Annotated in this window: 20 protein-coding genes and 1 rRNA gene; 11 read left to right on the forward strand and 10 right to left on the reverse strand. The window is 38.1% G+C overall.

The features are described 5' to 3' along the window. From rrf to H5084_RS08150, 4 genes are all read left to right on the forward strand, one after another. A 5S ribosomal RNA gene (rrf, locus tag H5084_RS08135) occupies positions 1-115 on the forward strand. Positions 116-1,109: 994 nt separating this feature from the next. Beyond that, on the forward strand, positions 1,110-2,768 hold the full coding sequence (locus tag H5084_RS08140; RefSeq protein ID WP_028868393.1) for a putative transporter: 1,659 nt from the start codon (positions 1,110-1,112) through the stop codon (positions 2,766-2,768). 203 nt (positions 2,769-2,971) lie between these two features. Then, complete coding sequence (locus tag H5084_RS08145) at positions 2,972-4,132, forward strand: DUF3541 domain-containing protein (protein ID WP_182690128.1); 1,161 nt, start codon at positions 2,972-2,974, stop codon at positions 4,130-4,132. 113 nt (positions 4,133-4,245) lie between these two features. Beyond that, a complete protein-coding gene (locus H5084_RS08150) occupies positions 4,246-4,641 on the forward strand; it encodes a DUF2391 family protein (RefSeq protein WP_028868395.1) in 396 nt (131 codons plus the stop codon). A gap of 103 nt (positions 4,642-4,744) precedes the next feature. On the opposite strand, the gene H5084_RS08155 is transcribed toward H5084_RS08150, so the two are convergent. The 4 genes from H5084_RS08155 to H5084_RS08170 are packed head-to-tail and all read right to left on the reverse strand — an operon-like array spanning position 4,745 to position 7,043. After that, on the reverse strand, positions 4,745-5,491 hold the full coding sequence (locus H5084_RS08155; RefSeq protein ID WP_182690129.1) for an SDR family NAD(P)-dependent oxidoreductase: 747 nt from the start codon (positions 5,489-5,491) through the stop codon (positions 4,745-4,747). Beyond that, positions 5,457-5,891, reverse strand: coding sequence for a thiol-disulfide oxidoreductase DCC family protein (locus H5084_RS08160; RefSeq protein WP_182690130.1), 435 nt, complete (start codon positions 5,889-5,891; stop codon positions 5,457-5,459). The genes H5084_RS08155 and H5084_RS08160 overlap by 35 nt, the downstream gene beginning before the upstream one ends. Before the next feature lie 37 nt (positions 5,892-5,928). Continuing rightward, the gene (locus tag H5084_RS08165) at positions 5,929-6,426 is read right to left on the reverse strand and encodes a DUF3429 domain-containing protein (protein ID WP_182690131.1); all 498 of its coding nucleotides are present in this window, start codon (positions 6,424-6,426) and stop codon (positions 5,929-5,931) included. After that, positions 6,423-7,043 (reverse strand): flavin reductase family protein, encoded by a 621-nt coding sequence (locus tag H5084_RS08170; RefSeq protein ID WP_182690132.1) that lies wholly within the window; start codon positions 7,041-7,043, stop codon positions 6,423-6,425. Before H5084_RS08170 ends, H5084_RS08165 begins: the two co-directional genes overlap by 4 nt. 406 nt (positions 7,044-7,449) lie before the next feature. Here H5084_RS08170 and H5084_RS08175 point away from each other — a divergent pair, with 406 nt between their 5' ends. Continuing rightward, positions 7,450-7,875, forward strand: a complete 426-nt coding sequence (locus tag H5084_RS08175) for a hypothetical protein (RefSeq protein WP_182690133.1) — start codon at positions 7,450-7,452, stop codon at positions 7,873-7,875. Positions 7,876-7,999: 124 nt separating this feature from the next. Here H5084_RS08175 and H5084_RS08180 read toward each other — a convergent pair whose 3' ends face one another. From H5084_RS08180 to H5084_RS08190, 3 genes are read right to left on the reverse strand one after another with little or no spacing between them, the layout of a single operon-like run. After that, positions 8,000-8,662 (reverse strand): DUF3299 domain-containing protein, encoded by a 663-nt coding sequence (locus tag H5084_RS08180; protein WP_182690134.1) that lies wholly within the window; start codon positions 8,660-8,662, stop codon positions 8,000-8,002. An 8-nt stretch (positions 8,663-8,670) separates the two neighbouring features. Further along, positions 8,671-10,293, reverse strand: coding sequence for an FtsX-like permease family protein (locus H5084_RS08185; protein ID WP_182690135.1), 1,623 nt, complete (start codon positions 10,291-10,293; stop codon positions 8,671-8,673). After that, positions 10,293-10,988: an ABC transporter ATP-binding protein gene (locus tag H5084_RS08190; RefSeq protein WP_182690136.1), complete on the reverse strand. Its 696-nt coding sequence runs from the start codon at positions 10,986-10,988 to the stop codon at positions 10,293-10,295. Before H5084_RS08190 ends, H5084_RS08185 begins: the two co-directional genes overlap by 1 nt. 416 nt (positions 10,989-11,404) lie before the next feature. Between H5084_RS08190 and H5084_RS08195 the strand changes: the two genes are divergently transcribed. Continuing rightward, a complete protein-coding gene (locus H5084_RS08195; protein ID WP_182690137.1) occupies positions 11,405-12,226 on the forward strand; it encodes a 2-keto-4-pentenoate hydratase in 822 nt (273 codons plus the stop codon). Positions 12,227-12,417: 191 nt separating this feature from the next. Here H5084_RS08195 and H5084_RS08200 read toward each other — a convergent pair whose 3' ends face one another. Further along, a complete protein-coding gene (locus H5084_RS08200; RefSeq protein WP_182690138.1) occupies positions 12,418-15,153 on the reverse strand; it encodes a nitrate reductase in 2,736 nt (911 codons plus the stop codon). 449 nt (positions 15,154-15,602) lie between these two features. On the opposite strand from H5084_RS08200, the gene nirB reads away from it, so the two are divergent. The 4 genes from nirB to H5084_RS08220 all read left to right on the forward strand — a co-directional run bounded on the left by nirB (position 15,603) and on the right by H5084_RS08220 (position 21,877). Further along, complete coding sequence (nirB, locus tag H5084_RS08205) at positions 15,603-18,131, forward strand: nitrite reductase large subunit NirB (RefSeq protein WP_182690139.1); 2,529 nt, start codon at positions 15,603-15,605, stop codon at positions 18,129-18,131. 13 nt (positions 18,132-18,144) lie between these two features. Beyond that, positions 18,145-18,495, forward strand: coding sequence for a nitrite reductase small subunit NirD (nirD, locus tag H5084_RS08210; protein WP_028868407.1), 351 nt, complete (start codon positions 18,145-18,147; stop codon positions 18,493-18,495). Positions 18,496-18,576: 81 nt separating this feature from the next. After that, entirely contained in the window at positions 18,577-20,049 is a 1,473-nt protein-coding gene (locus H5084_RS08215; RefSeq protein WP_182690140.1) for a NarK family nitrate/nitrite MFS transporter, read from the forward strand. A 73-nt stretch (positions 20,050-20,122) separates the two neighbouring features. Continuing rightward, positions 20,123-21,877, forward strand: coding sequence for a bifunctional protein-serine/threonine kinase/phosphatase (locus tag H5084_RS08220; RefSeq protein WP_182690141.1), 1,755 nt, complete (start codon positions 20,123-20,125; stop codon positions 21,875-21,877). A gap of 122 nt (positions 21,878-21,999) precedes the next feature. Here the strand turns inward: H5084_RS08220 and H5084_RS08225 are convergent, their stop codons facing one another. Then, the gene (locus tag H5084_RS08225; protein ID WP_182690142.1) at positions 22,000-22,266 is read right to left on the reverse strand and encodes a hypothetical protein; all 267 of its coding nucleotides are present in this window, start codon (positions 22,264-22,266) and stop codon (positions 22,000-22,002) included. Between the two features lie 308 nt (positions 22,267-22,574). Further along, positions 22,575-23,426 carry a class I SAM-dependent methyltransferase gene (locus tag H5084_RS08230; RefSeq protein WP_182690143.1) on the reverse strand — a complete coding sequence of 284 codons (852 nt, stop codon included), beginning with the start codon at positions 23,424-23,426 and terminating at the stop codon, positions 22,575-22,577. A 336-nt stretch (positions 23,427-23,762) separates the two neighbouring features. Between H5084_RS08230 and rfbB the strand changes: the two genes are divergently transcribed. After that, complete coding sequence (gene rfbB, locus H5084_RS08235) at positions 23,763-24,836, forward strand: dTDP-glucose 4,6-dehydratase (protein WP_182690144.1); 1,074 nt, start codon at positions 23,763-23,765, stop codon at positions 24,834-24,836. Positions 24,837-24,844: the final 8 nt, after the last annotated feature.

The following is a 24,844-nucleotide window of genomic DNA, read 5'->3' on the forward strand; positions in this document are numbered from 1 at the left end:
TTGGCGACAATAGCGCTGTGGTACCACCTGATCCCATGCCGAACTCAGAAGTGAAACGCAGCTGCGCCGATGATAGTGTGGGGTCTCCCCATGCGAAAGTAGGTCATCGCCAAGCGCCTAATACGAACAATCCCTGTTGACTTATGTCAGCAGGGATTTTTTCGTTTAGGGCTTTTGGTGGTGATGTCCTGCTTGAGCAGGGGATAAATAAAGCGCCACGCAGTGGCCATCCTTCAGTGCGACAGATAGGGGTGAATGATGCGGTCAGCATCGTCTTATGAGCGGGCTAAGCTCTGTGTGCCCTGGTGATATCGCGATAGCGATGGGTCATGAGCAATCTTCACCCATCGCCAAGCTTGCATAGTATTCGGAACAATCCCTGTTAACTTATGTCAGCAGGGATTTTTTCGATTAGGGCTTTTGGTGGTGATGTCCTGCTTGAGCAGGGGATAAATAAAGCGCCACGCAGTGGCCATCCTTTAGTGCGACAGATAGGGAGGAATGATGCGGTCAGCATCGTCTTATGAGCGGGCTAAGCTCTGTGTGCCCTGGTGATATCGCGATAGCGATGGGTCATGAGCAATCTCCACCCATCGCCGAGCTTGCATAGTATTCAGAACAATCCCTGTAGACTCTGTCTACAGGGATTTTTTCGTTTAGGGCTTTTGTTCGCTTTGCCCTATTTGAATACGGGAGAAAACAAAGCGCTATGCAGTGGCCTCCTTCATTGTGATAGGTAGAAACGAACATCGTTTAATGTACGACCTAAGCGCAACGTGCTTGAAGTTTTTTATTCAATATATGAATAATTAATACTTTGTCTGTTATTGATTTAATGAAAAATCAATTATGAGATCTGACCTTTGTTTTTGATATCTATTTATTCCCTTTGCAAATAGCACTAAGTAAGTGTGATTTAGATAGCTAATTATGATTAATAATAGACCTATTATAGCTACCTATTAGTTTGATTTGATTGGCATTGCTTACTTTTTAACGATAACTTTTATCAATTAGCTTTTCACTCTTTTCACTCTGTTCATTGATTCCAACTTGTTTAAATGAACCTATTTTTATCGGGTTGGCTATTATTTATTAAAGGAGTTTTTATGAGTGAGATCGCACTATCTATTAGTATGTTGTCACTGGTTGCAGTGCTCGGCTTATGGATAGGAAGTTGGAAAGTTTATGGTGTTGGGTTAGGTATTGGCGGCGTGCTTTTTGGCGGTATTTTTGTTGGTCACTTTTCCACTCAGTATGGTATTGAACTCGATATGCATACGTTACATTTCATTCAAGAGTTTGGTCTAATTCTGTTTGTTTATACCATTGGTATTCAAGTAGGTCCTGGTTTCTTTGCTTCTCTGCGCAGTTCTGGAATGCGATTAAATGGTTTTGCCGCTTTATTGGTTCTGCTGAGTTGCATTGTGACAGCTCTATTGTACAAAATATTTGATGTGCCATTGCCGATTATTCTAGGTATTTTCTCAGGTGCCGTGACTAATACTCCTTCATTAGGGGCTGGTCAGCAAATCATGGGAGAGCTTGGAGTGAGTGCTGATTTGTTGGAGCAAACTGGGATGGGGTATGCGATTGCCTATCCTTTTGGTATCTGCGGTATTTTATTCACTATGTGGATTATTCGGTGGTTTTTCCGAATAAATATTAATGATGAAGCTGACTCTTTTGATGATAATTCAGGAAAGAAAAGTTCTAACTTAGCCTCTCTTAACGTCGAACTGCATAATACAAATTTAGACGGCTTAATGATTAAAGACATACCCGTCATTAATAGTGGTCGAGTCGTCTGCTCTCGTTTAAAACATAATGGTGAACTGCTCGTGCCAATGGCTAGTAGCATCGTAAAAATGGGGGATTTATTACATCTAGTTGGAGATGTAGCATCGGTCAATGAGGCGCGTATTATAATTGGTGAAGTGGTCGATACATCTCTTTCAACAAAGGGTACCAATTTACGTTCAGTGCGCGTAGTGGTGACTGCTGATGAAGTGTTAAATAAAACGATTAGAGAGTTAAATTTAATTGAAACTTATGATGTGGTTATTTCTCGACTCCATCGAAGTGGTATTGAGTTAGTGCCAAGTAGTTCAACCTCGTTACAGTTCGGTGATATTTTAAATCTAGTAGGGCGACAAGATGCAATCGATGCGGTAGGTGCTGTGGTAGGGAATGCAGAGCAAAAGTTACAACAAGTACAAATGTTGCCAGTATTTATTGGTATTGGCTTAGGTATGCTAGTTGGTTCTATTCCTATTACTATTCCTGGATTTCCTGTGGCATTGAAATTAGGCCTAGCAGGTGGACCACTGGTCGTTGCTCTGATCCTCGCTAGAATTGGTAGTATTGGTAAATTGTATTGGTTTATGCCTCCGAGTGCTAATCTTGCGTTACGTGAAATTGGTATTGTACTTTTTCTCGCGGTAGTTGGCCTTAAATCAGGTGGTGGGTTTGTGCACACTTTGGTCGAAGGTGATGGCCTAATTTGGATGTGCTACGGTATTGCCATTACGTTTATTCCACTTATTGTGGTGGGGTTTATTGCGCGCATATTCGCTAAAATAAACTATTTAACGATATGTGGTATGTTAGCTGGTTCAATGACCGATCCTCCTGCATTGGCTTTTGCTAATGGTTTACACCCAACTAGCGGTGCTTCAGCGCTTGCTTATGCCACAGTTTATCCTTTAGTAATGTGTTTGCGAATTTTATCGCCACAAATCATGGCATTATTGCTTTGGGCTGGTTAAGAACAGCAATTATGTTCAATCGTTAAGCTATATTTTATTATAAAAATAGTATCGTAGACACATAAGTTATCCTGTATTGAAAGACCATTAATCGTTTAATGGTCTTTGTTTTTTTATAGAGCTTGCGCAGTCATCGTATTTTTAAATTAGCTTGGTTAATCGATTATTTAAATACTGATTAGCTAAGACAAAAAGGAAATTGTATGAGATTTTTACATATTACCAGTTCTATTCTTATCTCTTTGCTCGTTACCGTAAATGTATATAGTTCAGAGTCACTACTCTCTATCAAAACACCCGCTGTTGATGTTCAAAATCAATTATCTCAACAAGTTATTAACTTTCATCCTAGTTTTGAACAAGATGCCGCTTTGATTCGTAGTACCTATGAAGCACGTTTATATACTTTGCCTGCTTTTAAGTCTGGTCATTATGGTTTGAGAATGTACCGACAAACGCTTGATAATAAATATGCTGCTGCGATATGGTCGGACATGGCGCGCGTTGCTAGTCGATTAAATTATTTTGCTAACGAAGTACATACACAGGAGCAGATCAGTAAGTATGCAGAGAAGCGCATTAAAGGTTATTTGGATGAGGAAAGCGAGCGTAGTCAGTTACGTTATCAAATTACTAAGGAGATGCCAGAGTACCTTTATTTAGGTGTTGATTTACTGGGGTCAATGGCCCGTGCGAATGAGTATGGATTACAGCACCTTGAGAATAATAGATTAAAACAAATTATTCGCCGTTATGATTTTACTAAATATGCAACCAATGAGGCTATGATCAAAGCTTGGGCTGCGCAGTTAGCCAATCAAGTGTACTGGTTACGACAACTGGGCGAGCAGGATGTTGTTGATGAGTTTATTAGTAGCTTTAGAAAGGTGTATCCTGATGCGATGGATAGCAGTTTATCAGAACAGCAATTTGGCAATAAAATTTACGGATTAACACATATTATCCTCGCTGCATCTGCTTATTATCAACACTCTGTTAGGGAAGAAGATTACCAATGGGTATTTGATTACTATCGCGATAATATTGATATTATTATTGCTCGAGCAAAAGAAGATGTTATTGCCGAGGTTGGCATTAACTTTTTATTGGCTGGTTTGGATGATGATCCGGTGGTATTAAAAACGAGAAAAGTTATTCAGCAATCATTAAATCGCGAGCAGGGTTTAGTGCCTTCTGTGACGGGAGGAGTTGATTTGAAAAAAGGGGATCATCGTAATGTCTTAGCGATTATGTTGCTTGATTGGAAAGGAGTACATGCCGCGCCAACGATCACCCAACAGCCTAATATTTTTAGTGCTTTACCTTATGGTTTAATCGATAAAAAAGTAAGTGGAAGTCACTGAGTATAAGAATCGAATGCAAAGGAATAATGAGCAATTGAGTGTTCTGCATGCTCTATCAATACTCAAAAAGTACTATCTTTATTAATTGTTGATTAAGGTTATTTAGGAAATATATGAAATTTAGCTTTAATTTTGAAGATGCGAGTCAGATATTTGTAGGTGCATTTGCACTAGCTGTTCCGATCTCTTTTTCTGAAGAAGCGTGGCGCTTAGGTGAAACTTTACCTCATACTAACCTGTTAATGTTATTAACCTTATCCGTTATATTTTTAACACTATATACCTATGAAAGTGTTTTCCAAAAAGATATACAATCTAGAAAGTTAGTTTTTGTCTCACGTATTATCATTGCTTATATTATGACGGCTTTAGTGGTCGCATTAGTGCTCTTTTGCTTAAATAAGTTGCCCTTCTTCGATGACCCATTGATCGCTATTAAACGCATTATTGTGATTACGATGCCTGCTTCAATGGGGGCAATTGTGGTGGACAGTTTTGACAAGGAGTAGTAGATACGCCTTAAATATAGATAACCTTAAATGTATCCTTCTTCTTTAAAGACAATACCATTAGTGTTCACTACGACAAGTGGTTAATGATCACTTGTCGTAGTTACCAAGGGATTGTTTTACCTTGCCAATCAACAAAGCTTGCTTCGCCATCGATGTTAGTATTTTTTACTATTTCTAGAAGTTGTAATGCAACAAACTCACTGCTAAATAATTTATGTTCAGGCACATTTTTTTGGAAAGGTTTAGAAAGCGGAGTATCCGTTGTCCCTGGGTGAAAAGAGATTAATTTAACGTTTTTAACCGTTCTTGAGAATTCCACTGCCGCGGATTTGATTAACATGTTTAATGCTGCTTTTGATGCGCGATAGCTATACCAACCACCTATTTGATTGTCACTGATACTGCCCACGCGAGCGCTAAATACAACGATTTTGCAGGCTTGTTTTTGGTTCAACCTGTGTTTAAAGGTTGGGATTAAATTTTTTATCCATAATATAGGAGTAAGCGCATTGGCTGTCATCACTTCATTAAATGCATTTTCTGTTAATGATTGTAAGCGTTTTTCAGGCGTCACTTGCTCACTATGTAATAAACCATGACAAATAAATACCTGTGATAATGGTGCCGTAAGTTGTTTATTTAAGTCTGTGACTATTTTTTGTATCGTCGACTCTTGATAATCGGCCACTAAGAAAATATCACTATTGTTAAACTGCTCCTGTTGATAAAAGTGACTATCACGGGTGATCACCATTAAGTGGGACTGTTCGGTTTTTATCACTTCAACTGCAAGCGATTTTGCAATATCACTGTTAGCGCCGATGATTAGTGTTGTTTGGTCTTTCATAACAGGTTCCTTGTTCGCATGTATTGATACCTATTCCAAAGCGACGATGTATAAAGCTAGAAATAGGATAACGATATTTAGCGAGTATTAAGTAAGATGCATTAGCGACTTGCTTCATAACCGGCCATTGCAAGGGAGCGACGAGTGTCCCTTTTCCTACTAGTGTCCAAGCTCGGTGTGTAACTTCTAAACCTAGTAATAGCTTACCTTGATATTCACCATGTAAAATAGCCAGTGCCTTCGCCACGTTAATATGAGGAAAGCGGGCTGTAAAATTATCCTGATGTAGGTCTTCTAAACTGATTTGATCAGTCAGATCTTGTTGTGTTAATCTTTGCATTTCTAAACTACATAATGGGCATCTACCATCGTAAAAAATGGTTAATTTTTTCGAACTCATATTATGATCCTTATTATTCTTCCATTATAGCCTGTTGTTAATACCATAATTGAAGTGCACTAATATGTGATAAAACAACTAACAGTGTCAGTATTAGCCTCATTTTTATATAGCTTGCTGTTAATGTTATTTGTTGTTGAAAACGGAGTAAGTATTCTGCCAACAGCAGCCCTGCATAAGCGGTAGGCAAAATAATTAGCGCATGAAAAGCAGGTAGTAATAAACAAGCGAAGGAAATTAAACAAAATATATTACTGAGTACTTGTAACTTAATCTGTCTTTTCGATGCTTGCTTTTGCCATAACGTGCCGGATATAAAACTCAATATAATGGCGCTATAAAAAACAAAAGCTTGTTGTATCGAAACAATAAAATAGTGAGATTCTAGTTGCTCGTTATTTACTATTTGGCTAAGCAATAAACAAATACAGAAGGGTAATAACCCTAAGTAACCTAAGGAAGTTGATGTTTTTTCAACTCCCTTATCTGCTTTTTTGCTATTGTTTACCCTTTCAGCCTTGCTTATATCGTTCATAACGGTTCACCGTTGACACTTAATTTACGATTGTTTTTGTTGGGTTTAGCGTAGCTTAAGCGAGATAGACGCTGACTAGTATGATAGCTATCCAATCCAGATATCGAGGTAGTATGTAGTTGTTCGATATCAATGTAACCATCTTCTTGAATCGCATCATGAGCACAGACAACTAGCTTTATCTCACCAATAATAAACTGTGTGTTATTGAGTGGGATGGGGATTATTTCCTTTAACTCAACGGCATATTTTAAAACACTCTCTTTCACAAAAGGTGCTTTTATAGGATCGATAAAATGTGTCGATAACCCCGTTGCTTCAAACTCACTTTGATGTTTAGTATAATGAGCAGAGGTTTGATGTGCTTGTTGATAGAAATCAGCAGATACTTGGTTGATCGTATACTCAGAGGTATTGATAATGTTATCTAATGTGTGCCTATCATTGTTGTCAGGGCGCATGACAAAGCCAACTAATGCGGGCGATGCTCCGAGATGAACAACTGAACTAAAGATAGCCACATTGCTGTTACCATCAGCATTTTGTGTTGCTATTAGGTTGGCACTTTTAAAGCCGGATAAGCTATTAATAAACCGCGCTCTATCCCTATCTGGCATAGCTTTAAAATCACTGCTGTCAAAATATTTAAAAGTGATAAATTTCTCCTCAAAAAACTTGTATTGATAGTCATCTGCCTATTCATATTTAGTAAATCGAACCTAATAGATCAAGAATGTCAGGGTAAATATTCTGTAGCTCGCTGCTGGGTGCAATTGTGCTATCGTTCGCTCTGTTATGTTTTATATATGTTGTATACGTAGATGTTGTTTTTAAAGATCTTATTTGTTTAAAAAAAATCCAATTTTATGCTAACTTGATTTTCTAGGATTAATAATGATTAACCTGTAGATGAGTGACCAGTAACTGGTTTAATGCCTTAATTGCTTATTGCTTAATTAACTAATGCACAGCCAGCATTATCTGCCGTTAGCATATAAAAACGACATATTGATGGGAGGAGGAATGAAAAAATTATTGGTATTAGGGCTTTTTACTTCTGTGGTATTTGCAGCTGAAACGCCATTGGATCCTTTTCCCTCATCACTAGAATTTGCACAAGTTATAAATGTAAATGCTATTCAAAGCAAAGATGACAGTTGGTGCTTTAATACTAAAGTGAGGCATAACGACCAAGGTTGGCAGCATTATGCAGATGCTTGGAAAATAACTGACTTAAAAGGCAATGTATTGGCTATTCTAGAGCTGGCACATCCCCATGATAACGAACAGCCTTTTACACGCAGTTTATGCAATATCAAGTTGCCTAAAGCATTGATGCAGGTAGTGGTGAGTGCGCAATGTAATGTACATGGTGTAGGCAGTCAAAATGTGATGGTTGATTTAAGTAAATTAAAAGGTAAGGGGTTTAGTGTAACTAGGCTAGATTAGCTTAGGTTAAATTAGTTACTGACTCGTTATTAAATTTGCTATTAGTTGCTAATCGGAATCTCAATTGTTTCAAAACCGTGGCAGTTACTCCGCCACGGTTTTGAGTGTTAACTTGTTACCAAATTTAATGCGTTGCAATAAATGGTTCTACGATGGCATCTTCTATACTATAAGCCATACGCACTTGTTTTTTACCATCAACTAAATAAAGATCTTTAACTTCCGGTGTGACTCGTAGCGTGCCCGTTATTTTTATTGGCATATAAGGAGATCCCGCATTAACAGGAGTTGCTGCTTTTACGAATATTAGTTGGTTCGCCGGAGGCACTGGTTTGTGTGAGCAAGCCCCAATGGTAGGAACCAGTAAAAACTCCGATACGGTCCCATTATCAAACTCAAGCGCCAACATATAACCAGACATTTGTATTTCTCTATTGGCTAACAAGTCATTAGTAATTAGGGCTGCTTTTTGGCGCTTTTTCATAATAATATCGCGCTGTTCAAACATATACTCAATATTAATATTTTCTTTTATTAACTGAGCTTTAGCTTCTTCAGCTTCTTTGAGCATTGCATCAGTTATCTCATATGAAGGATATAAGGTTTGCATCTCTGTAATACGGCCATAAACAGATAGATTAAAAAGTTGATCATCTGTTAAAGCAGAAAAAGGGTCTTGATAAGGTTCAACTTTTCCCTGCAAGTCTTGCCAACCGATCTGCATCGGTTGGGCCTGAACCATAGACGTTAAGATGATTAAAAATGGTATTAATAAAAATTTTTTCATGCTTATTCCTAAAATTTAATGCTCATTCCATCTGATAATGAATATTTGTAGATCAGCCAGCCAGGGATAAGTGCAATCAATAAAGCACTACCTTGGATTACAGTTAAAATAAGTAGATCATTAGACGTTAGCATATTGATGTCAATATAAAACCCATAATAAGAGGCAAGGGGGGCTTGTAACACCGCAAGTAATAAATAAAGCAATGCGACACCGAGTACTATCCCTGCAAAACATACAAAACCGGCTTCACCAATAATCAAACCAAAGATATGACCTGGTCTCGCGCCCACTGAGCGTAAGATGGCCATTTCTCGACGACGTTCATTTAAACTCATTAGAATAATACTTAACATACCTAATAAGCCTACTAATACAACAAACACCGTTACGATGTTTAACGCCATTTCTGCGAGACTAAAAAATTGCCATAGCTCTTGTAATGCTAACGCAGGAATAATCGCTGATAATGGCTCTGCTTGAAAGTTATTAACATAATTCTGCATGCCTAATACGGCTTGTGGGGATGTTAAACCGACAAAGATTGCATTAATATTCTCTGGTTTTATCTTTAATAACCTAGCAACACGTTGTTCCTGTGTATCACGATGACTTTCATTAGTCGCTTTATCATGATGTTCTTGATGATTTGCATCTTCATGGTCATGTTCATCGTGAGTGGCTTCACCATTATGTTTTTCATGGTCATGTTCTTGATGATTTGCATCTTCGTGGTCATGTTCATCGTGAGTAGCTTCACCATGATGTTCTTGATGATTTGCATCTTCGTGGTCATGTTCATCGTGAGTGGCTTCACCATGATGTTTTTCATGGTCATGTTCTTGATGATTTGCATCTTCGTGGTCATGCTCATCGTGAGTAGCTTCATCATGATGTTCTTCATGATTTACATCTTCGTGGTCATGTCCATCGTGAACAGTATGACCAGAAGCTAATAGGGTTTCACCAGGTAAAGCACCAAAATGACCGTGGTTATCGGTATGCATTGCTTCCATTGCTTCCAATGAAATAATAAGAGACTGGTCTATAGCGGTAAAAGAAGGGGATAGAATTGCACTGATGAAGTAAGGAATATTGTCATGATGATGTCCTTCTATTTCACCACCGCCATGTGTGACGATAACTTCATCACCAATTTTATAATTTAATTTTTTAGCGACTTCTGAACCAATAACAACTGCAAACATATCATCATCTATTTTTCCTGACTCAACCTTTAAATGTTGTTTATTCGCATAGCTAAAATAATCGAAGAAACTCAAATCAGTAGCCATTACGGTATAGCCATGATGAGAATCACCCAATGAAATTGGCACAGACCATTCGACTGCAGGGGACTCACTGATTGTCTGGTAAGTATCATATTTAATGGTATTGGTAGTATTACCAATATGAAAAACTGAGCTCAATAATAATTGTGAAGAAGCGCCTCGAGAACCAATAATTAAATCAGTACCAGAAATACTTTTCATGAAACTATTATTGGTTTCTGTTTTTAAGGTTTGAACACCTAGCAATAAAGTGACGCTGATTGCGATAGAAAACAGAGTAATAAAAAAGGTCAGTTTACGGTTAAGTAAGCTTTTGAATGCTAATGATAAAATCGCCATTATATCGATTCCTTGAAGTTCACCTGATTGAGCTGTTGTAAATTAATGTTATGCGTAAAGTGATGTTTTAAATCGGCATCGTGGCTGACAAAAATAAGGGTAATATTCTCTTTTTGACACTCTTCAAATAGTATTTTAATAAAACCTTGGCGATGATCACTGTCCAATGCAGAGGAGGGTTCATCAGCAATAATTATTTCAGGGCTTCCTAACATCGCTCTGGCCGCGGCCACTCGTTGTTGTTGTCCAACACTGAGTTCATTAACACTGCGCTGTAATAATTCTGAATCGTGTAAACCCAGCGCGGCTAATAAACGAATGGCTTCTTCATTTAAGCTTTTACTGTGCTTTAGCGCTTTTTCTTTTCGGGCTTTTGAGAAGGTGCAAGGTAAAGTGATGTTATCTAACACACTTAAATAGGGGATCAAATTAAACTGTTGGAATATGAAGCCGATATGATTGGCTCTAAAACTGTCTTTTTGACTGGAAGATAGCGCATTTAAAGATTGTCCCAGAATACTTACATCGCCACTTTGTGGTGTTAACACTCCGCCTAATAAATTTAATAATGTACTTTTACCACTACCACTCGGGCCTTCAATAAAGAGGTGTTGGCCTTTATTAATGTTTAATGCTTTAATATTAATAATGTCTTTTTTCTGCCAAGCAAAGCATAAATTAGTTAGATTAATCATGTTCTTCCCACCGATAATGTTTTAGCATTAAATTATTGCTTTGTTACAACATAACAATTTATTTGTTATAATATAACAAAGTATAAAATAAATACGAACTATAAAATTCAGGTATTAGATCTTTTTTATAAATTGACCTTTCGCTGAGTAGAATTTTCAATCTAATTCATTAAATGACTTAAAATCGAATCGCTCCTTGCACAACCTATCTAAATGATTCCTTTTACCTGTTTAATTATCACTCTTTTTCTCATAAGTCATTGAATCTTAGATCTCAATCAAAATCCTAGTTAAACAGCTAATTATCCCTTTGTTTGCTGTTATAGGACGTTTATACTGATTTTTCAGGGCTCAAGTTTGCACTTACTTGTTGCCGCCATCACCATAAATTTATGAAACTATTGTGAGAGTATTTTATGTCAGCTACCCCTTTAACTAGTGAGCAAATCAGTGAACTAGCACACGCACTTTCTAGTGCTCGTAAAGATGTTCGTATTTTAGACCGTTTTCCTGGCCCTATCCCAAGTACATTAGAAGAAGCGTATGTTGTTCAGGATGGTTCAGTTAGTGCTTCTGAGCAACCGATTGTTGGCTGGAAAGTAGGCATGGTTCCATCTGAACTACGTGAAAAAATGGGTGCTGAGCGTATTATTGGTCCTATATTTAAAAATGTACACGTGCCTTTAAATGAGCAACAAGCAACAGGTGAAATGTTTGAATTACCAGTGTTTGCTGGTGGTTTTATTGCTATTGAAGCTGAGTTAGTGATTGAGATTAATCAAGATATCGCTCCAGGTAGCATTAATACTGCAGACGGTGTTGAGCATCTTGTTAAGGGTGTTTACGCAGGTATCGAAATTGCAAGTAGCCCGGTTGTTGACCTAAATAGTTATGGTCCAACGGCAATCATTGCAGATATTGGTAACCAATACGGTGTGGTAGTGGGCAGCGCTATTAGTGATTGGAAAAATAGCATTGCTAACATGCAAACGAGCGTTACTATTAATGACCAACTAATTAATACTGCTCCTACCGATGGTATTTTAAATGGCCCAATGGCTGCATTAGCTTTCATGATTGATTGTTGTGCTGAGCGCGGTATTACATTACCTGCTGGCTCTTTATGTTGTTCTGGTGCTATCACTGGGGTGCATGAAGTGTTAGTTGGTGCTAAGTCTACGGTTAAATTTGGTGACGTTTGTACAATGGACTTTACCTTAGTTGATATTAATAAATAGTTGCTGCCAATTCAGTTACATTTAAAAAAGCGATCATTGATCGCTTTTTTTGTGGCTATTGAAAAGTCAGAAAGAAGCTATTTACCACGAAGCCGCTTCGCTACACAGAGGGCACGAAGGAAAATAAGGCTTAATAAATACTAAAATGTGCTATTAGCCTTGATTAATTTGTACTGCATATAAAAAAATAATTAAGCAACAAACTCCTCAACTTCAATGTGCTGTGTTGTCACAACCAATTTATCGGCCAAAATACTTTCTACTTCAGGTAAACAGCTACCACAACCTGTTCCTGCACCAGTGCATTGTTTTATGCTATCAAGTGTTTGACAACCTTCTTCTAAAATCGCGTCAGTAATAGTGTTGATGCCGACTTGTTTACAAGCACAAATTATTTTACCTTGCGCTAGTTTCCCTTCTACAATGCCGGAAATTAAGGTTAATTCAATACTACTATCAAGTGGAAGATCTAACACACTTTGTAGCCAATCTAATGACTGTGTAGTGAGCTGTTCAGAGGTAATATAAGCATTATTAAGTTGTGCATTTTGCACAAAAGCATAACGATGAATAGCCTGTTGGGATTGATCGGTACTTGAAAATTGCAGTGTTTTACCTTGTTTATTATTTAACAGGCTTTGTAATTTTTCAGCTAACACTATAGGTGAACGATTATCTGCAATACGGTATAAGTAACCTTTTTCAACTTTCTGTTTTACCCAATAATCAAACTCATTAAGGACTAAAGGCTCACGAGTTAACAACATTGCTTCACTACGATAATGCCATTTTTTAACATTCACTTGAGTGGATTTAAAACCTGGTTGTCCAGAAATAGGGTCGTTATCATCACTGACTAAATTACAAATATTAGCGCTTTTAGCCGTTTGACTATTCCAGTGAATTGGCGTAAAAATTTGCCCTATATTTTGTTGCTTAGTGAGTAAAGCTCTCACTAACATTGTACCTTGAGGGCTATTGATCGCCACCAAATTGTTATCTTTTATCTGTAATTTTTCTGCATCATTTGGGTGTATTGCAACAAAAGGTTCTGTTATATGTGCCCCTAATCGGCTTGATAAACCGGTGCGAGTCATCGTATGCCAATGGTCTCGAATACGGCCACTATTTAAGATTAAAGGGTATTGAGATTGTTTAGGCGGTTCGCTTTTTACATTAATGCTCGTTGCTAACTGTGAAACTGCAATAAATTGGGCTTTCTTAGAAGCGGTGAAAAATTGTTTATCAGCAAATAAGCGTTGATGTATATTTTCTGTTTGTAATTCAGTGACTGGCCATTGTTGAGGTGTTAATTGGCTATATCCCTTTGCATCTAACGTTGTTAATCCAATTAAATTAAGGTCACGTGATAAACCATCTTCATTGTCTAACGTGGTCATTTTTGTAAACTCAGAGAAAACTTCTCCCTCATGAAGAAAGTTAAATGCCTTTGCAAACCCCATTTTCTTCGCCACTTCAGTAATAATCCACCAATCCGGTTTGGCAACACCTGGGCTCGGTAATAAACGGCGTTGTCTTGAAATGCGTCTTTCAGAGTTGGTGACGGTGCCTGACTTTTCACTCCAACCTTGCGCTGGTAACAATACATCTGCGTACTGTGTTGTTGCTGTTTCAGCCATGCAATCTGACACAATAACCGTTGGGCATTTTTTTAAGGCTTCAATAATTTTATTACTATTAGGTAAGCTCACTACAGGGTTGGTTGCCATGATCCAAACTGCTTTTATTTTGCCTTCATTCATTGCTTCAAATAGGTCGACTGCTTTTAATCCTGGGCTGGTGGCTAGTTGATCTGTTTCCCAGAAATCACTGATTAGTTGATTGGTTTTTTGGTCGCCAAATTCCATATGTGCTGCCAAGGTATTCGCAAGCCCGCCCACTTCTCGGCCTCCCATTGCATTGGGTTGCCCTGTGATTGAGAAAGGGCCCATGCCGGGGTTGCCTATTCGGCCAGTGGCAATATGGCAGTTAATAATACTGTTTACTTTATTACTGCCTTGCGTTGATTGGTTTACACCTTGAGAGTAAACAGTCAGTGTTTTTTTGGTGTTAGCAAAGTGCTCGAAAAATACGATTAAGTCTTGTTTATTTAGCGCTAAGTTGGTCGCTAATTGAGTAATGTTTGGCGTATCTTCTTGGGCACTTTTAAGTGCCGCTTCAAATCCTTCACTATGTTGCTGAATATAGTCATTATCAATTTTTTTATGGTCAACGAGGTAAGTCAATAAGCCATTAAATAATGCAACGTCAGTTTCTGGTTGAATAGCTAAATGCAAATCTGCAATCGAACAGGTATCTGTTTCACGTGGATCGATAACCACAATAAATAGATTGTCACGCTTGGCTTTTTCAGCTTTCAAGCGTTGAAATAAAACGGGATGACACCATGCAAGGTTGGACCCTGTGATAGTAACTAATTCTGCCGTATCAAGATCTTCATAACAACCGGGCACAGTATCACTACCAAAAGCACGCTTGTGGCCAACTACACTTGATGACATACATAGTCGTGAATTGGTATCAATGTTACCACTGCCAATAAACCCTTTCATCAGTTTATTCGCAACATAATAATCTTCAGTGAGGAGTTGACCTGATACATAAAAAGCCACTGAATCTGGACCATATTCTTCAATCGCTTGTGAGAATTTTGAAGCAACATGTTGTAATGCTTTGGGCCAGTCAGTTTCAATACCATCAATTGAAGGGTGCAATAGTCGACCTTCATGACTCACGGTTTCACCTAGCGCTAATCCTTTAGAACAGAGGTTTCCGTAGTTAGCTGGGTGTGATTGATCGCCGCGAATGCTTAATTCACCTTTAGCGCCGATACTTGCTTCAATGCCACAGCCCACACCACAATACGCACAGGTTGATTTAGTCCATAAGCTCTTTTCTTGGGTCATGTTGTTCTCTCTACTCTTTGAATATCTATATCTATGCCTATATATGGAGCAAAGAGCACACCAACTATGTGGTAATTTTTAAATGAACGTTAAAAAGCTAGCTTTTAACTTTAAAATCAATAGTTAAGAGATATTCAGTTGTACTTTGATGGCGCAAATAAAAAAGGCCTTATGATTTCTCTTGTGAAAAACGCACCAAAAAAGCGCATCTTGCACTGTTTCTTTACATTTATTTAACAATGAAACATCAAAAACACTGTCAAAAAATTAATAATTTCCTTGTTTTTAATCGTAACTAATTGAAATTATATAGTTAATAATTTTTGTTTTTTAGATTTCTGTAATTGGCCTCGCCTTTGCAAAGGTTACTTCAGATGCTTATATCTACAGCTTATGCACATAAGCAATAAGTTAACACTACAAAATAGAAGTTAAAGGAAGTAACAATTATGAGTAAACAGCGCATTGTTGTGGTTGGAAACGGCATGGTAGGCCATAAGTTTATCGATACCATTATCGGTACTGATGAGTCCAAATATGAGGTGATTACTTTTTCTGAAGAGTCCCGCCTTGCATATGACCGTGTCCAATTAAGTTATTTCTTTTCAGGCAAAACAGCCGAAGACCTTGCATTAACAGATGCTGCCTATTACCAAGAAAATGGCATCAAATTTGTCCTTAACGATAAAGTTGTTGATTTAGACTTTGATAACAGAAATGTTATTACGGCAAGTGGCCGCGTTGAAAGCTACGATAAATTAGTATTAGCGACGGGTTCTTACCCATTTGTTCCACCTATTCCAGGCAATGACCAAGAGCATTGTCATGTATATCGTACCATCGATGATTTAGAAGCAATCACCCAATCCGGTGAAACCAGCAAAACAGGTGTTGTTATTGGTGGCGGTTTATTAGGGCTTGAAGCGGGTAACGCATTGGTTAATTTAGGTGTTGAAACACATATAGTTGAATTCGCACCACGTTTAATGGCTGTTCAGTTAGATGATGGCGGTGGTGCATTATTAAAACGCAAAATCGAAGACTTAGGTGTACACGTACATACTGAAAAAGCGACCACAGAAATCGTTGCAGGTACAACCTCGCGTTACAGAATGAACTTTGCTGATGGTTCGCATTTAGAAACCGACATGATCATCTTTTCTGCGGGTATTCGCCCTCAAGATGAACTCGCTCGTAAAACTGGTATTCCCATTGGTGAGCGTGGCGGTATCGTTATTAACAACCATTGTGAAACAGGTGTTGAAGATGTTTACGCGATTGGTGAGTGTGCGTTATGGGAAAACTTTATATTCGGTCTAGTAGCGCCTGGTTACCAAATGGCAAAAGTAGCTGCAGCACACATGCATGGAGATTCAGACTCTGAATTTACCGGTGCAGACATGAGTACTAAATTGAAGTTGTTAGGTATTGACGTAGCCAGTATTGGTGAAGTGCACGGTAAAACACCGGGTGCACAGTCGTATACTTATCACGATGAAATTGAACAAGTTTACAAGCGTTTAATTGTTTCAGCTGACGGCACAAAAATGGTTGGTGCGGTATTAGTAGGGGATGTTGAAGCTTACGGCACGTTATTACAATTAAAACTAAATGATATGAAACTGCCTGCTAACCCAAGTGTGCTTATTCTACCGTCATCAGGTGGTGAAGAAGATGCGGGGATGGGCGTTGATGCGTTACCTGATACGGCTGCTATTTGTTCATGTTTTGATGTGTCTAAAGGAGACATCAAAAATGCGGTTGCAGCAGGTTGTTGCAGCATGGGGGAGCTAAAAGCGTCGACTAAAGCGACCACAGGTTGTGGTGGTTGTTCTGCCCTCGCTAAACAAGTGTTAGATAACGAATTATCAAACCTTGGTTTTGAAGTTAAAAAAGATATCTGTGAGCATTTTGCTTATTCACGCCAAGAACTAGCTGACATTATCCGTGTTAAAAAAATTAAAACATTTTCAGCTTTACTCGCTGAGTGTGGAAGTGGCATTGGTTGTGAAATTTGTAAACCTGCAGTAGCGAGTATTTTAGCGTCTTACTGGAATGCTTATGTATTAGAAGATGAGCACATAGGCTTACAGGATACTAATGATAACTACCTTGGCAATATGCAAAAAGATGGTACCTATTCCGTTGTGCCTCGTATTCCTGGTGGTGAAATAACACCCGATGGTTTGATTGTTATCGGGCAAGTCGCTAAAGAGTTTGACCTTTACACCAAAATTACCGGCGGTGCGCGTGTTGACCTATTTGGTGCACAGTTGCATGAATTACCGGCTATTTGGAAAAAGTTAGTTGATGCAGGTTTTGAAACAGGACATGCATACGGCAAGTCGTTACGTACCGTTAAATCTTGTGTTGGTAGTACTTGGTGTCGTTACGGGCTTAAAAACAGTATCGGTTTCGCGATTGATCTTGAAAATCGTTACAAAGGTTTACGTTCTCCTCATAAAGTTAAATTCGGTGTCTCTGGTTGTACCCGTGAATGTGCAGAAGCACAAGGTAAAGACTTTGGATTAATTGCAACGGATAGCGGCTGGAACTTATATGTTGGCGGTAATGGAGGAATGCGCCCTCGCCATGGTGATTTATTTGCTTCTGATTTAAGCGATGAGCAATTACGCACTTATGTGGATCGCATCTATATGTTCTACATTCGTACGGCAGATCGCCTACAACGTACTTCAGTGTGGTTAGAGAATATGGAAGGTGGGATTGAATACTTAAGAGAGGTTGTAATTAACGATTCTCTTAATATTGCGACTGAATTAGAAGCTGAAATGGAAACTAACATTGAGAACTACCAATGTGAGTGGAAAACAACGATTGAAGATCCAGAAAAACTAAAACGTTTCAAACACTATATCAATAGTACTGAAGCCGATACTGGCCTTGCTTTCAAAGTTGAGAGGGAACAACGTTTCCCTGCTTCTAAGAAAGAAATTTTAATCAAAGAGTTAAGCTAATAGGATGCAAAACATGGAAGCTAAATCAAACGATACAACATGGACGGATATCTGTCCTCTCAATGACTTAACACCTGATGCAGGTATTTGCGCTCTATTTAATCAACAACAAGTTGCAATATTCTTATGTAAACAAAGTAACAGTGTTTATGCCGTTGATAACTTTGACCCATTCGGTGAAGCAAACGTGTTATCGCGCGGCATCATAGGTTCAACAGCAGACATCACTTATGTCGCATCACCTTTGTATAAACAACGTTTTAACTTAGTGACGGGTGAATGTTTAGATTCTGAAGAACATAAACTTAAAACCTTTAACGTTCGCATTGAAAACGATCATATTCAGCTTAAAGAAGCCAGCTAAGCGAACCTTTTATAGTTAATAAGTTAACGTTAATAAGCTTAATGTCGCATTAAGCTTTTGCATAAGACAGACAGGATATATATGAGTAAGAGTAATTTTAATATTTTTTCTTTTCAGGGAAAAATGAAAACACTGCATTTAAGTTGGATGGCCTTTTTCATCACTTTTGCAGTTTGGTTTAACTTCGCTCCTTTATTGCATGCAGTAAAAGAAACCCTTGGATTAAGTAGTGAAGAAATCAAAACACTATTGATCCTTAACGTTGCAATCACTATTCCTGCCCGTGTCATTATTGGTTCGCTAACAGATAAATATGGACCAAGAATTGTCTATTCAGCGTTATTAATCCTATGTTCAATTCCTTGTTTCACTTTTGCTTTTTCAGAAAACTTTATGCAAGCGGCCATATCGCGTTTTGCACTAGGTTTCATTGGTGCAGGTTTTGTTGTTGGTATTCGTTTGGTCTCTGAATGGTTCCCACATAATGAGCTAGGTACTGCTGAAGGTATTTATGGTGGTTGGGGTAACTTTGGTAGTGCGGCTGCTGCGTTCTCATTACCAACGATCGCTTTATTATTTGGTGGTGATGACGGATGGCGCTATGCAATGGCTGTTACTGGTTTATTAAGCTTAGTGTTTGGTTTTATCTTTTATGCAAACGTAACAGACACCCCAAAAGGGGCGACATACTTTAAACCTGCTAATTTAACTGCAATGGAAGTGACTTCTAAAGGTGATTTCTTCTTATTATTACTGATGAAAATCCCTATGTATGCTGCATTAGCATTATTAGCTTGGAAGCTTTCACCTTCTAATGTGGGTATGATCACTGACACTGTTTGCTATACTATTTACGGTTTATTATTAGCTTTATACCTGTATGAATGGTCACAAGTATGGAAAGTTAATAAATCAATCTTTACAACACCTGTACCTGAATTACATCAGTATAAATTCAAACAAGTTGCGGTATTAAACATTCTTTATTTTGCTACTTTTGGTTCTGAATTAGCCGTTGTTTCAATGCTACCTTTGTTCTTCCTAGAAACCTTTGAATTAACACCGGTTGTTGCTGGTATGGTGGCCTCTGCTTATGCCTTCATGAACTTAGCATCTCGTCCCGGTGGTGGTTGGCTTTCAGATAGATTTGGTCGTAAATCGACTCTGATTATCCTGACGGCAGGTTTAGCACTAGGTTACTTATTAATGGCACAAATCAACGGTGGTTGGACATTATGGGTAGCGGTTGCAGCTGCTATGTTATGTTCTTTCTTCGTGCAAGCGGGTGAAGGTGCTGTATTTGCGACTGTGCCACTAATTAAACGTCGTATGACAGGACAAATTGCAGGTATGACAGGCGCTTATGGTAATGTGGGTGCGGTTGTCTACTTAACTATCTTATCTTTTGTTGATTACCAAACATTTTTCTACGTGATTGCAGTGACTGCATTTATTGGTTTAGTGACGTTATTATTTATGGCTGAACCAAAAGGCAAGATTGCAGAAGTTAATGAAGATGGTAGTGTGACGCTTATTGATGTTGGGAGTCACTAATCATTTTATGGCAGTGGCTTTTGTCACTGCCATATTGTAGCAATCACAGTAAGTCGGTAAGGTAACAATCTGCATGAATAAGAGTCAATCAACACCAAAGTTGAAAGTGTGTATCGGTGGTTATTCAACAGCCGGAAAGCGTTCGGTCAATCAAGATGCTTTTGCAGTTAAAGATCCTTATTCAGCCTTAGAAAAAACTACTAAAGGTATTGTTGCGTGTGTTGCTGATGGTGTGAGTTGCAGTAACAAAGGCCAACAAGCTAGCCATACTAGTGTTACTCAGTTTATTAGTGACTATTACAGCACCAATAAAAACTGGGATGTAAAAGAATCTGCAAGTAAAGTCCTCAATTCACTCAATAGTTGGTTATACCAACACAATCAAGATGATCTTCGTCATAATGGCTTGATCACTACATTTAGTAGTGTTGTCATAAAATCTAATACTGCGCATTTATTACATATCGGCGATAGCCGTATTTATCGTTTTAGAGCAAAAAAATTAAAGCAATTATCGCATGATCATAGCCGTGCCGTTTATAAACAAAATGCGGTATTAACACGTGCACTAGGCATGGATTGCCACCTTGATATTGATTACCAAGCAATCCCTGTTCAGGTTGAAGACCTGTTTATGTTATGTAGCGATGGTGTGCATGATTATTTAGATAACAGTTCCCTTAGCGGCTACTTAAATACCTTAAGTAATGACGCTGATACCAAAGCCTTTGAGCAGCTTGCGCAAATAATTTGTGATGATGCCTTAGCACAAGGCAGTAGCGATAATATTAGTTGTTTATTAGTCAAGATCACGTCGTTACCTCGTGCGGATTTAACTGAGTTATTTGTACATTTAAATAGTTTGATCATTCCTCCTGCATTACAAGTAGGAAATGAAATTGATTGTTTTCATATTGATAAAATTTTGCATCAAGGGGTACGCAGCCATGTCTATCTTGCTACCGATAAGAGTACAAAAAAATCTGTCGTGCTTAAAATGCCGTCGCTCAACTTCGAAGAAGATTTAAATTATCTGTTAGGTTTTTATAAAGAACAGTGGGTAGGGCAGTCTATTAAGCATCCTGCGATTATGTCGATTGCGAGTAATATTAAAAACTCTGTTTTTTTGTACCATATTTGCGAGCTAGTAGAAGGGATTTCCTTAAGGGAGTGGATGCAAAGAAATCCAATCATAGAGCAACAACAAGCTTATGAGATTGTGACTAAAGTTGTAAATGCGGTGCGAGTATTGCAGCGAGCTGGGATGGTGCATCGTGATTTAAAGCCTGAAAATATTATGATTTCTGACCAAGGTGAGGTGAAACTTATTGATTTTGGTACGGTTAAAGTAAATGGTTTTGAAGAGATAGAAAAAGAACAGCAAGAAGAGCCGCTAGGAGCGGTTGATTATATTGCACCAGAATATTTAAATGAGGGTGAGAGCTCATCATTATCTGATCTATTTTCAATTGCGGTTATTGCCTATGAATTATTAGCAGGCCACCTGCCTTATCCCGGTAATCAAGGACAATCGTTAGACAGAGCAAGGCAATATGGGTGGGTTTATCAACCCATTAAAACGCATCGACCAGAGCTATCAAACCGGTTAGATCATGTTTTGCAAAAAGCATTACATCCCGCCCCATTAAAACGCTATAGCAGTATGAGTGAGTTTGTCGCTGAACTGAGTCATGTTCAAAAAAAGCAGCAGTTGGCAGAACCTAAGAAAACGTTATTAGAACGCGATCCTGTTAAATTTTGGCAATACTTGGCATTTATTTTTATTGGGGTGAGTGCATTTGAATTATTATTATTGTTAAAAGGGTAGAGTTTTAAGAAAAGAACAACTGGGATAAGGAGTTATAACCTTTCTCAGGCAGCCACTTACCGACTATCAGCATAGACAAAACTTTTCGAATATTAAATAATTTCAACATCTACTTTTTGAGGTCACGCGACTTTGTGCATCTGTTTCAATGCACATTTACAAAGCCCATTAGATAATGCCGGACATTTTTTACATGCCACCGATTTGTACGGAGTATAAGCAGAAGATAAATCCGCGGCATTAAAATCATTCGTAAAAGATAGGCTTGGCTTCAGCTGTTTATATTCATGTTGCTGATATTGCTTCGGCTCTTGTTGTTGCCTATGTTGATTGCGTTGAAGCTCTTTGATTTTATTGGTTAGTGCTTTGAATGCTTTTTTATTATCCATTCGTCACCTCATTATTTATCGTACTTATTAATAATGTAGCACTAATGCGAATAGAAATGAATATCATTAGCGTTGTTTATTAAAGTATCAATGATTTTATCGCTTATCGTTGAAGTGAATTAGGCTAATGAGTAGTGTGTTATCAGTTAATCAAAAATGAAGAATGATTAATGGATGGAGGTATTCGATAATCTGATGCTGCAACAGGCATAAAATCAGTTAAAAAGCGCTCATGGCTGATAAGCGCTATAGATGGCTAGTAATTTAAGATGGCATCTTTGAGCTTTCATCTTTAAGGTCTGGGTTTATTAATTACCGGTAATGACAGTTCTTAAGCCATAGTCTAATATTTTGCCCGTTTGGCTTTTTACACTCAATGTCGTTACTTCTACTTTTTCACCATTACATAGCTCATTGGTTATTTCTCGAATGCGTTGTGCATCTAAGCGTGGTGAATAGGTATTGGCAATGATAAACCCACCTTTAGCGCGTAATGCTAATGCGGCTTGTATTAATTCTGGAAATTTATTTTCTATTTTCCAACGTTCTTTTTTCGCGCCAATCCCAAAGGCTGGTGGATCCATGATTAAACCTTGGTATTGTTTACCGCGTTTAATTTCACGTTGAGCAAACTTCAATGCATCCTCTAATACCCAGTGCACATCAGTTAAGCCTGAGGATTCCATGTTCTCTTTGCCCCACTTAATGATTTGCTTTACTGAATCACAATGTAATACTTCAGCACCTTGATCTCTTGCGACTAATGAGGCTACACCGGTATAAGCAAATAAATTCAAAAAGCGATCACCGGCCTTTAAGTTGTTAGCAATAAAATCCCAGTTAGCACGTTGTTCTGGAAATAACCCTACATGCTTGAACTTAGTGAGGTGTAGGTTGATAGTGATATTATTAAAGGTTATTTGCCAATCATGTGCTAAATCACCTTGTAATGTTTTCCACTCTCCAGCACTGCTGCTGCTCTCAATAAATTCAAAGTGCGCTTTAGCCAACCACTCTCTTTTAGATAAAACGGGCTCAAAATAAGCGTTCATTTCTGGGCGGATCGTGACAACGTTACCCCAACGTTCGAGTTTTTGATTATTACCTGCATCGATTAATTCATAATCTGACCAAGGGGAAGTAAAGGTACGTTTCATCATAAGTGTATTAGCTTTTATAAAAAGTGAATGGATAGACTGTGACAAGTAAAAACGATGAAACAGAAAGACGTTAAATTATACAAATGAAACCATAAAAATGCACATTTAATATAAGCTGCTATTGTCCGCTTATTGTATTACTGCCTCAAAAAAGGTAATCTCGCGCATCAAATAAAGGTTTGAGTTTTATCATAGGTAGTTTTTTTATTTACTAGTTAAAAATTTATTATTATTAAATATATTAATAATTCAAGTGCTTATTATGCTCTTTTTATAAAACGCTGTAGTTGAAATATTTAAAGCTGAGAGCGATAGTCAATATTTAAGGTTTATGCAATGAAAATTTTAGTAACAGGCGGTGCTGGTTTTATCGGGTCTGCAGTTATTCGTAACATCATCAGCAACACAGCAGATAGCATTATAAATGTTGATAAGTTAACGTATGCGGGCAATTTAGAATCGCTACTTGAAATTGATAAAAGCGATCGTTATTGTTTTGAGCAAGTTGATATTTGCGATAGAGCTGAGCTTGATAGAGTATTTAATACTCACCAACCAGATGCCGTGATGCACTTGGCGGCTGAAAGCCATGTAGATCGTTCAATTACAGGTCCAGCAGAGTTCATCCAAACTAATATAGTTGGCACTTATAATCTGTTAGAAGCTGCACGCCAATATTGGAATACCTTAAAAGATGACGCTAAAAAAGCGTTTAGATTCCATCATATTTCAACCGATGAAGTCTATGGTGATTTGCCTCACCCAGATGAACAAGAAGGTGAATTACCTTTATTTACTGAAGAAACCTCTTATACTCCAAGTAGCCCTTATTCTGCATCAAAAGCTTCTAGTGATCATTTAGTACGAGCTTGGTTACGTACTTATGGTTTTCCTACTATTGTCACGAATTGCTCAAATAATTACGGGCCTTATCATTTCCCTGAAAAGTTAATCCCATTAGTAATCTTAAATGCGTTAGAGGGTAAAGCTTTACCAATATACGGTAAAGGCGACCAAATTCGTGATTGGCTGTATGTGGAAGATCATGCGCGTGCACTTTATAAAGTGGTTACCGAAGGGCTTGTGGGAGAAACTTACAATATCGGTGGCCATAACGAAAAACAAAATATTGAGGTAGTGCAAACTATTTGTGCCATTTTAGATAGCTTAGTGCCGAAAGAAACACCTTATGCAGAACAAATAACTTATGTAACTGATCGTCCTGGGCACGATAGACGCTATGCTATCGATTCAACCAAAATGAGCTCTGAGCTGAATTGGACACCTGAAGAAACTTTTGAAACCGGTTTACGTAAAACGATTCAATGGTATTTAGATAACCAGCAATGGTGCTTGAATGTACAAGATGGCTCTTATCAGCGAGAGCGTCTTGGTGAAATCAACGTATAATTAAAGGG

Origin of the sequence: Psychromonas sp. SR45-3 (genome assembly GCF_014163575.1) — a bacterium.
In the GTDB taxonomy this organism is placed as follows: domain Bacteria; phylum Pseudomonadota; class Gammaproteobacteria; order Enterobacterales; family Psychromonadaceae; genus Psychromonas; species Psychromonas arctica.

Coding starts and splice junctions, on each gene's coding strand:
- H5084_RS08170 (WP_182690132.1), bottom strand. CDS start 7,043: ATGCCAGATAGGGATAGAGCGCGGTTTATTAATAGCTTATCCGGCTTT.
- H5084_RS08180 (WP_182690134.1), bottom strand. CDS start 8,662: ATGAAAAAATTTTTATTAATACCATTTTTAATCATCTTAACGTCTATG.
- H5084_RS08155 (WP_182690129.1), bottom strand. CDS start 5,491: ATGAAAGACCAAACAACACTAATCATCGGCGCTAACAGTGATATTGCA.
- nirB (WP_182690139.1), top strand. CDS start 15,603: ATGAGTAAACAGCGCATTGTTGTGGTTGGAAACGGCATGGTAGGCCAT.
- H5084_RS08185 (WP_182690135.1), bottom strand. CDS start 10,293: ATGGCGATTTTATCATTAGCATTCAAAAGCTTACTTAACCGTAAACTG.
- H5084_RS08200 (WP_182690138.1), bottom strand. CDS start 15,153: ATGACCCAAGAAAAGAGCTTATGGACTAAATCAACCTGTGCGTATTGT.
- H5084_RS08190 (WP_182690136.1), bottom strand. CDS start 10,988: ATGATTAATCTAACTAATTTATGCTTTGCTTGGCAGAAAAAAGACATT.
- H5084_RS08160 (WP_182690130.1), bottom strand. CDS start 5,891: ATGAGTTCGAAAAAATTAACCATTTTTTACGATGGTAGATGCCCATTA.
- H5084_RS08225 (WP_182690142.1), bottom strand. CDS start 22,266: ATGGATAATAAAAAAGCATTCAAAGCACTAACCAATAAAATCAAAGAG.
- H5084_RS08150 (WP_028868395.1), top strand. CDS start 4,246: ATGAAATTTAGCTTTAATTTTGAAGATGCGAGTCAGATATTTGTAGGT.
- nirD (WP_028868407.1), top strand. CDS start 18,145: ATGGAAGCTAAATCAAACGATACAACATGGACGGATATCTGTCCTCTC.
- H5084_RS08220 (WP_182690141.1), top strand. CDS start 20,123: ATGAATAAGAGTCAATCAACACCAAAGTTGAAAGTGTGTATCGGTGGT.
- H5084_RS08165 (WP_182690131.1), bottom strand. CDS start 6,426: ATGAACGATATAAGCAAGGCTGAAAGGGTAAACAATAGCAAAAAAGCA.
- H5084_RS08230 (WP_182690143.1), bottom strand. CDS start 23,426: ATGATGAAACGTACCTTTACTTCCCCTTGGTCAGATTATGAATTAATC.
- H5084_RS08215 (WP_182690140.1), top strand. CDS start 18,577: ATGAGTAAGAGTAATTTTAATATTTTTTCTTTTCAGGGAAAAATGAAA.
- H5084_RS08195 (WP_182690137.1), top strand. CDS start 11,405: ATGTCAGCTACCCCTTTAACTAGTGAGCAAATCAGTGAACTAGCACAC.
- H5084_RS08145 (WP_182690128.1), top strand. CDS start 2,972: ATGAGATTTTTACATATTACCAGTTCTATTCTTATCTCTTTGCTCGTT.
- rfbB (WP_182690144.1), top strand. CDS start 23,763: ATGAAAATTTTAGTAACAGGCGGTGCTGGTTTTATCGGGTCTGCAGTT.
- H5084_RS08175 (WP_182690133.1), top strand. CDS start 7,450: ATGAAAAAATTATTGGTATTAGGGCTTTTTACTTCTGTGGTATTTGCA.
- H5084_RS08140 (WP_028868393.1), top strand. CDS start 1,110: ATGAGTGAGATCGCACTATCTATTAGTATGTTGTCACTGGTTGCAGTG.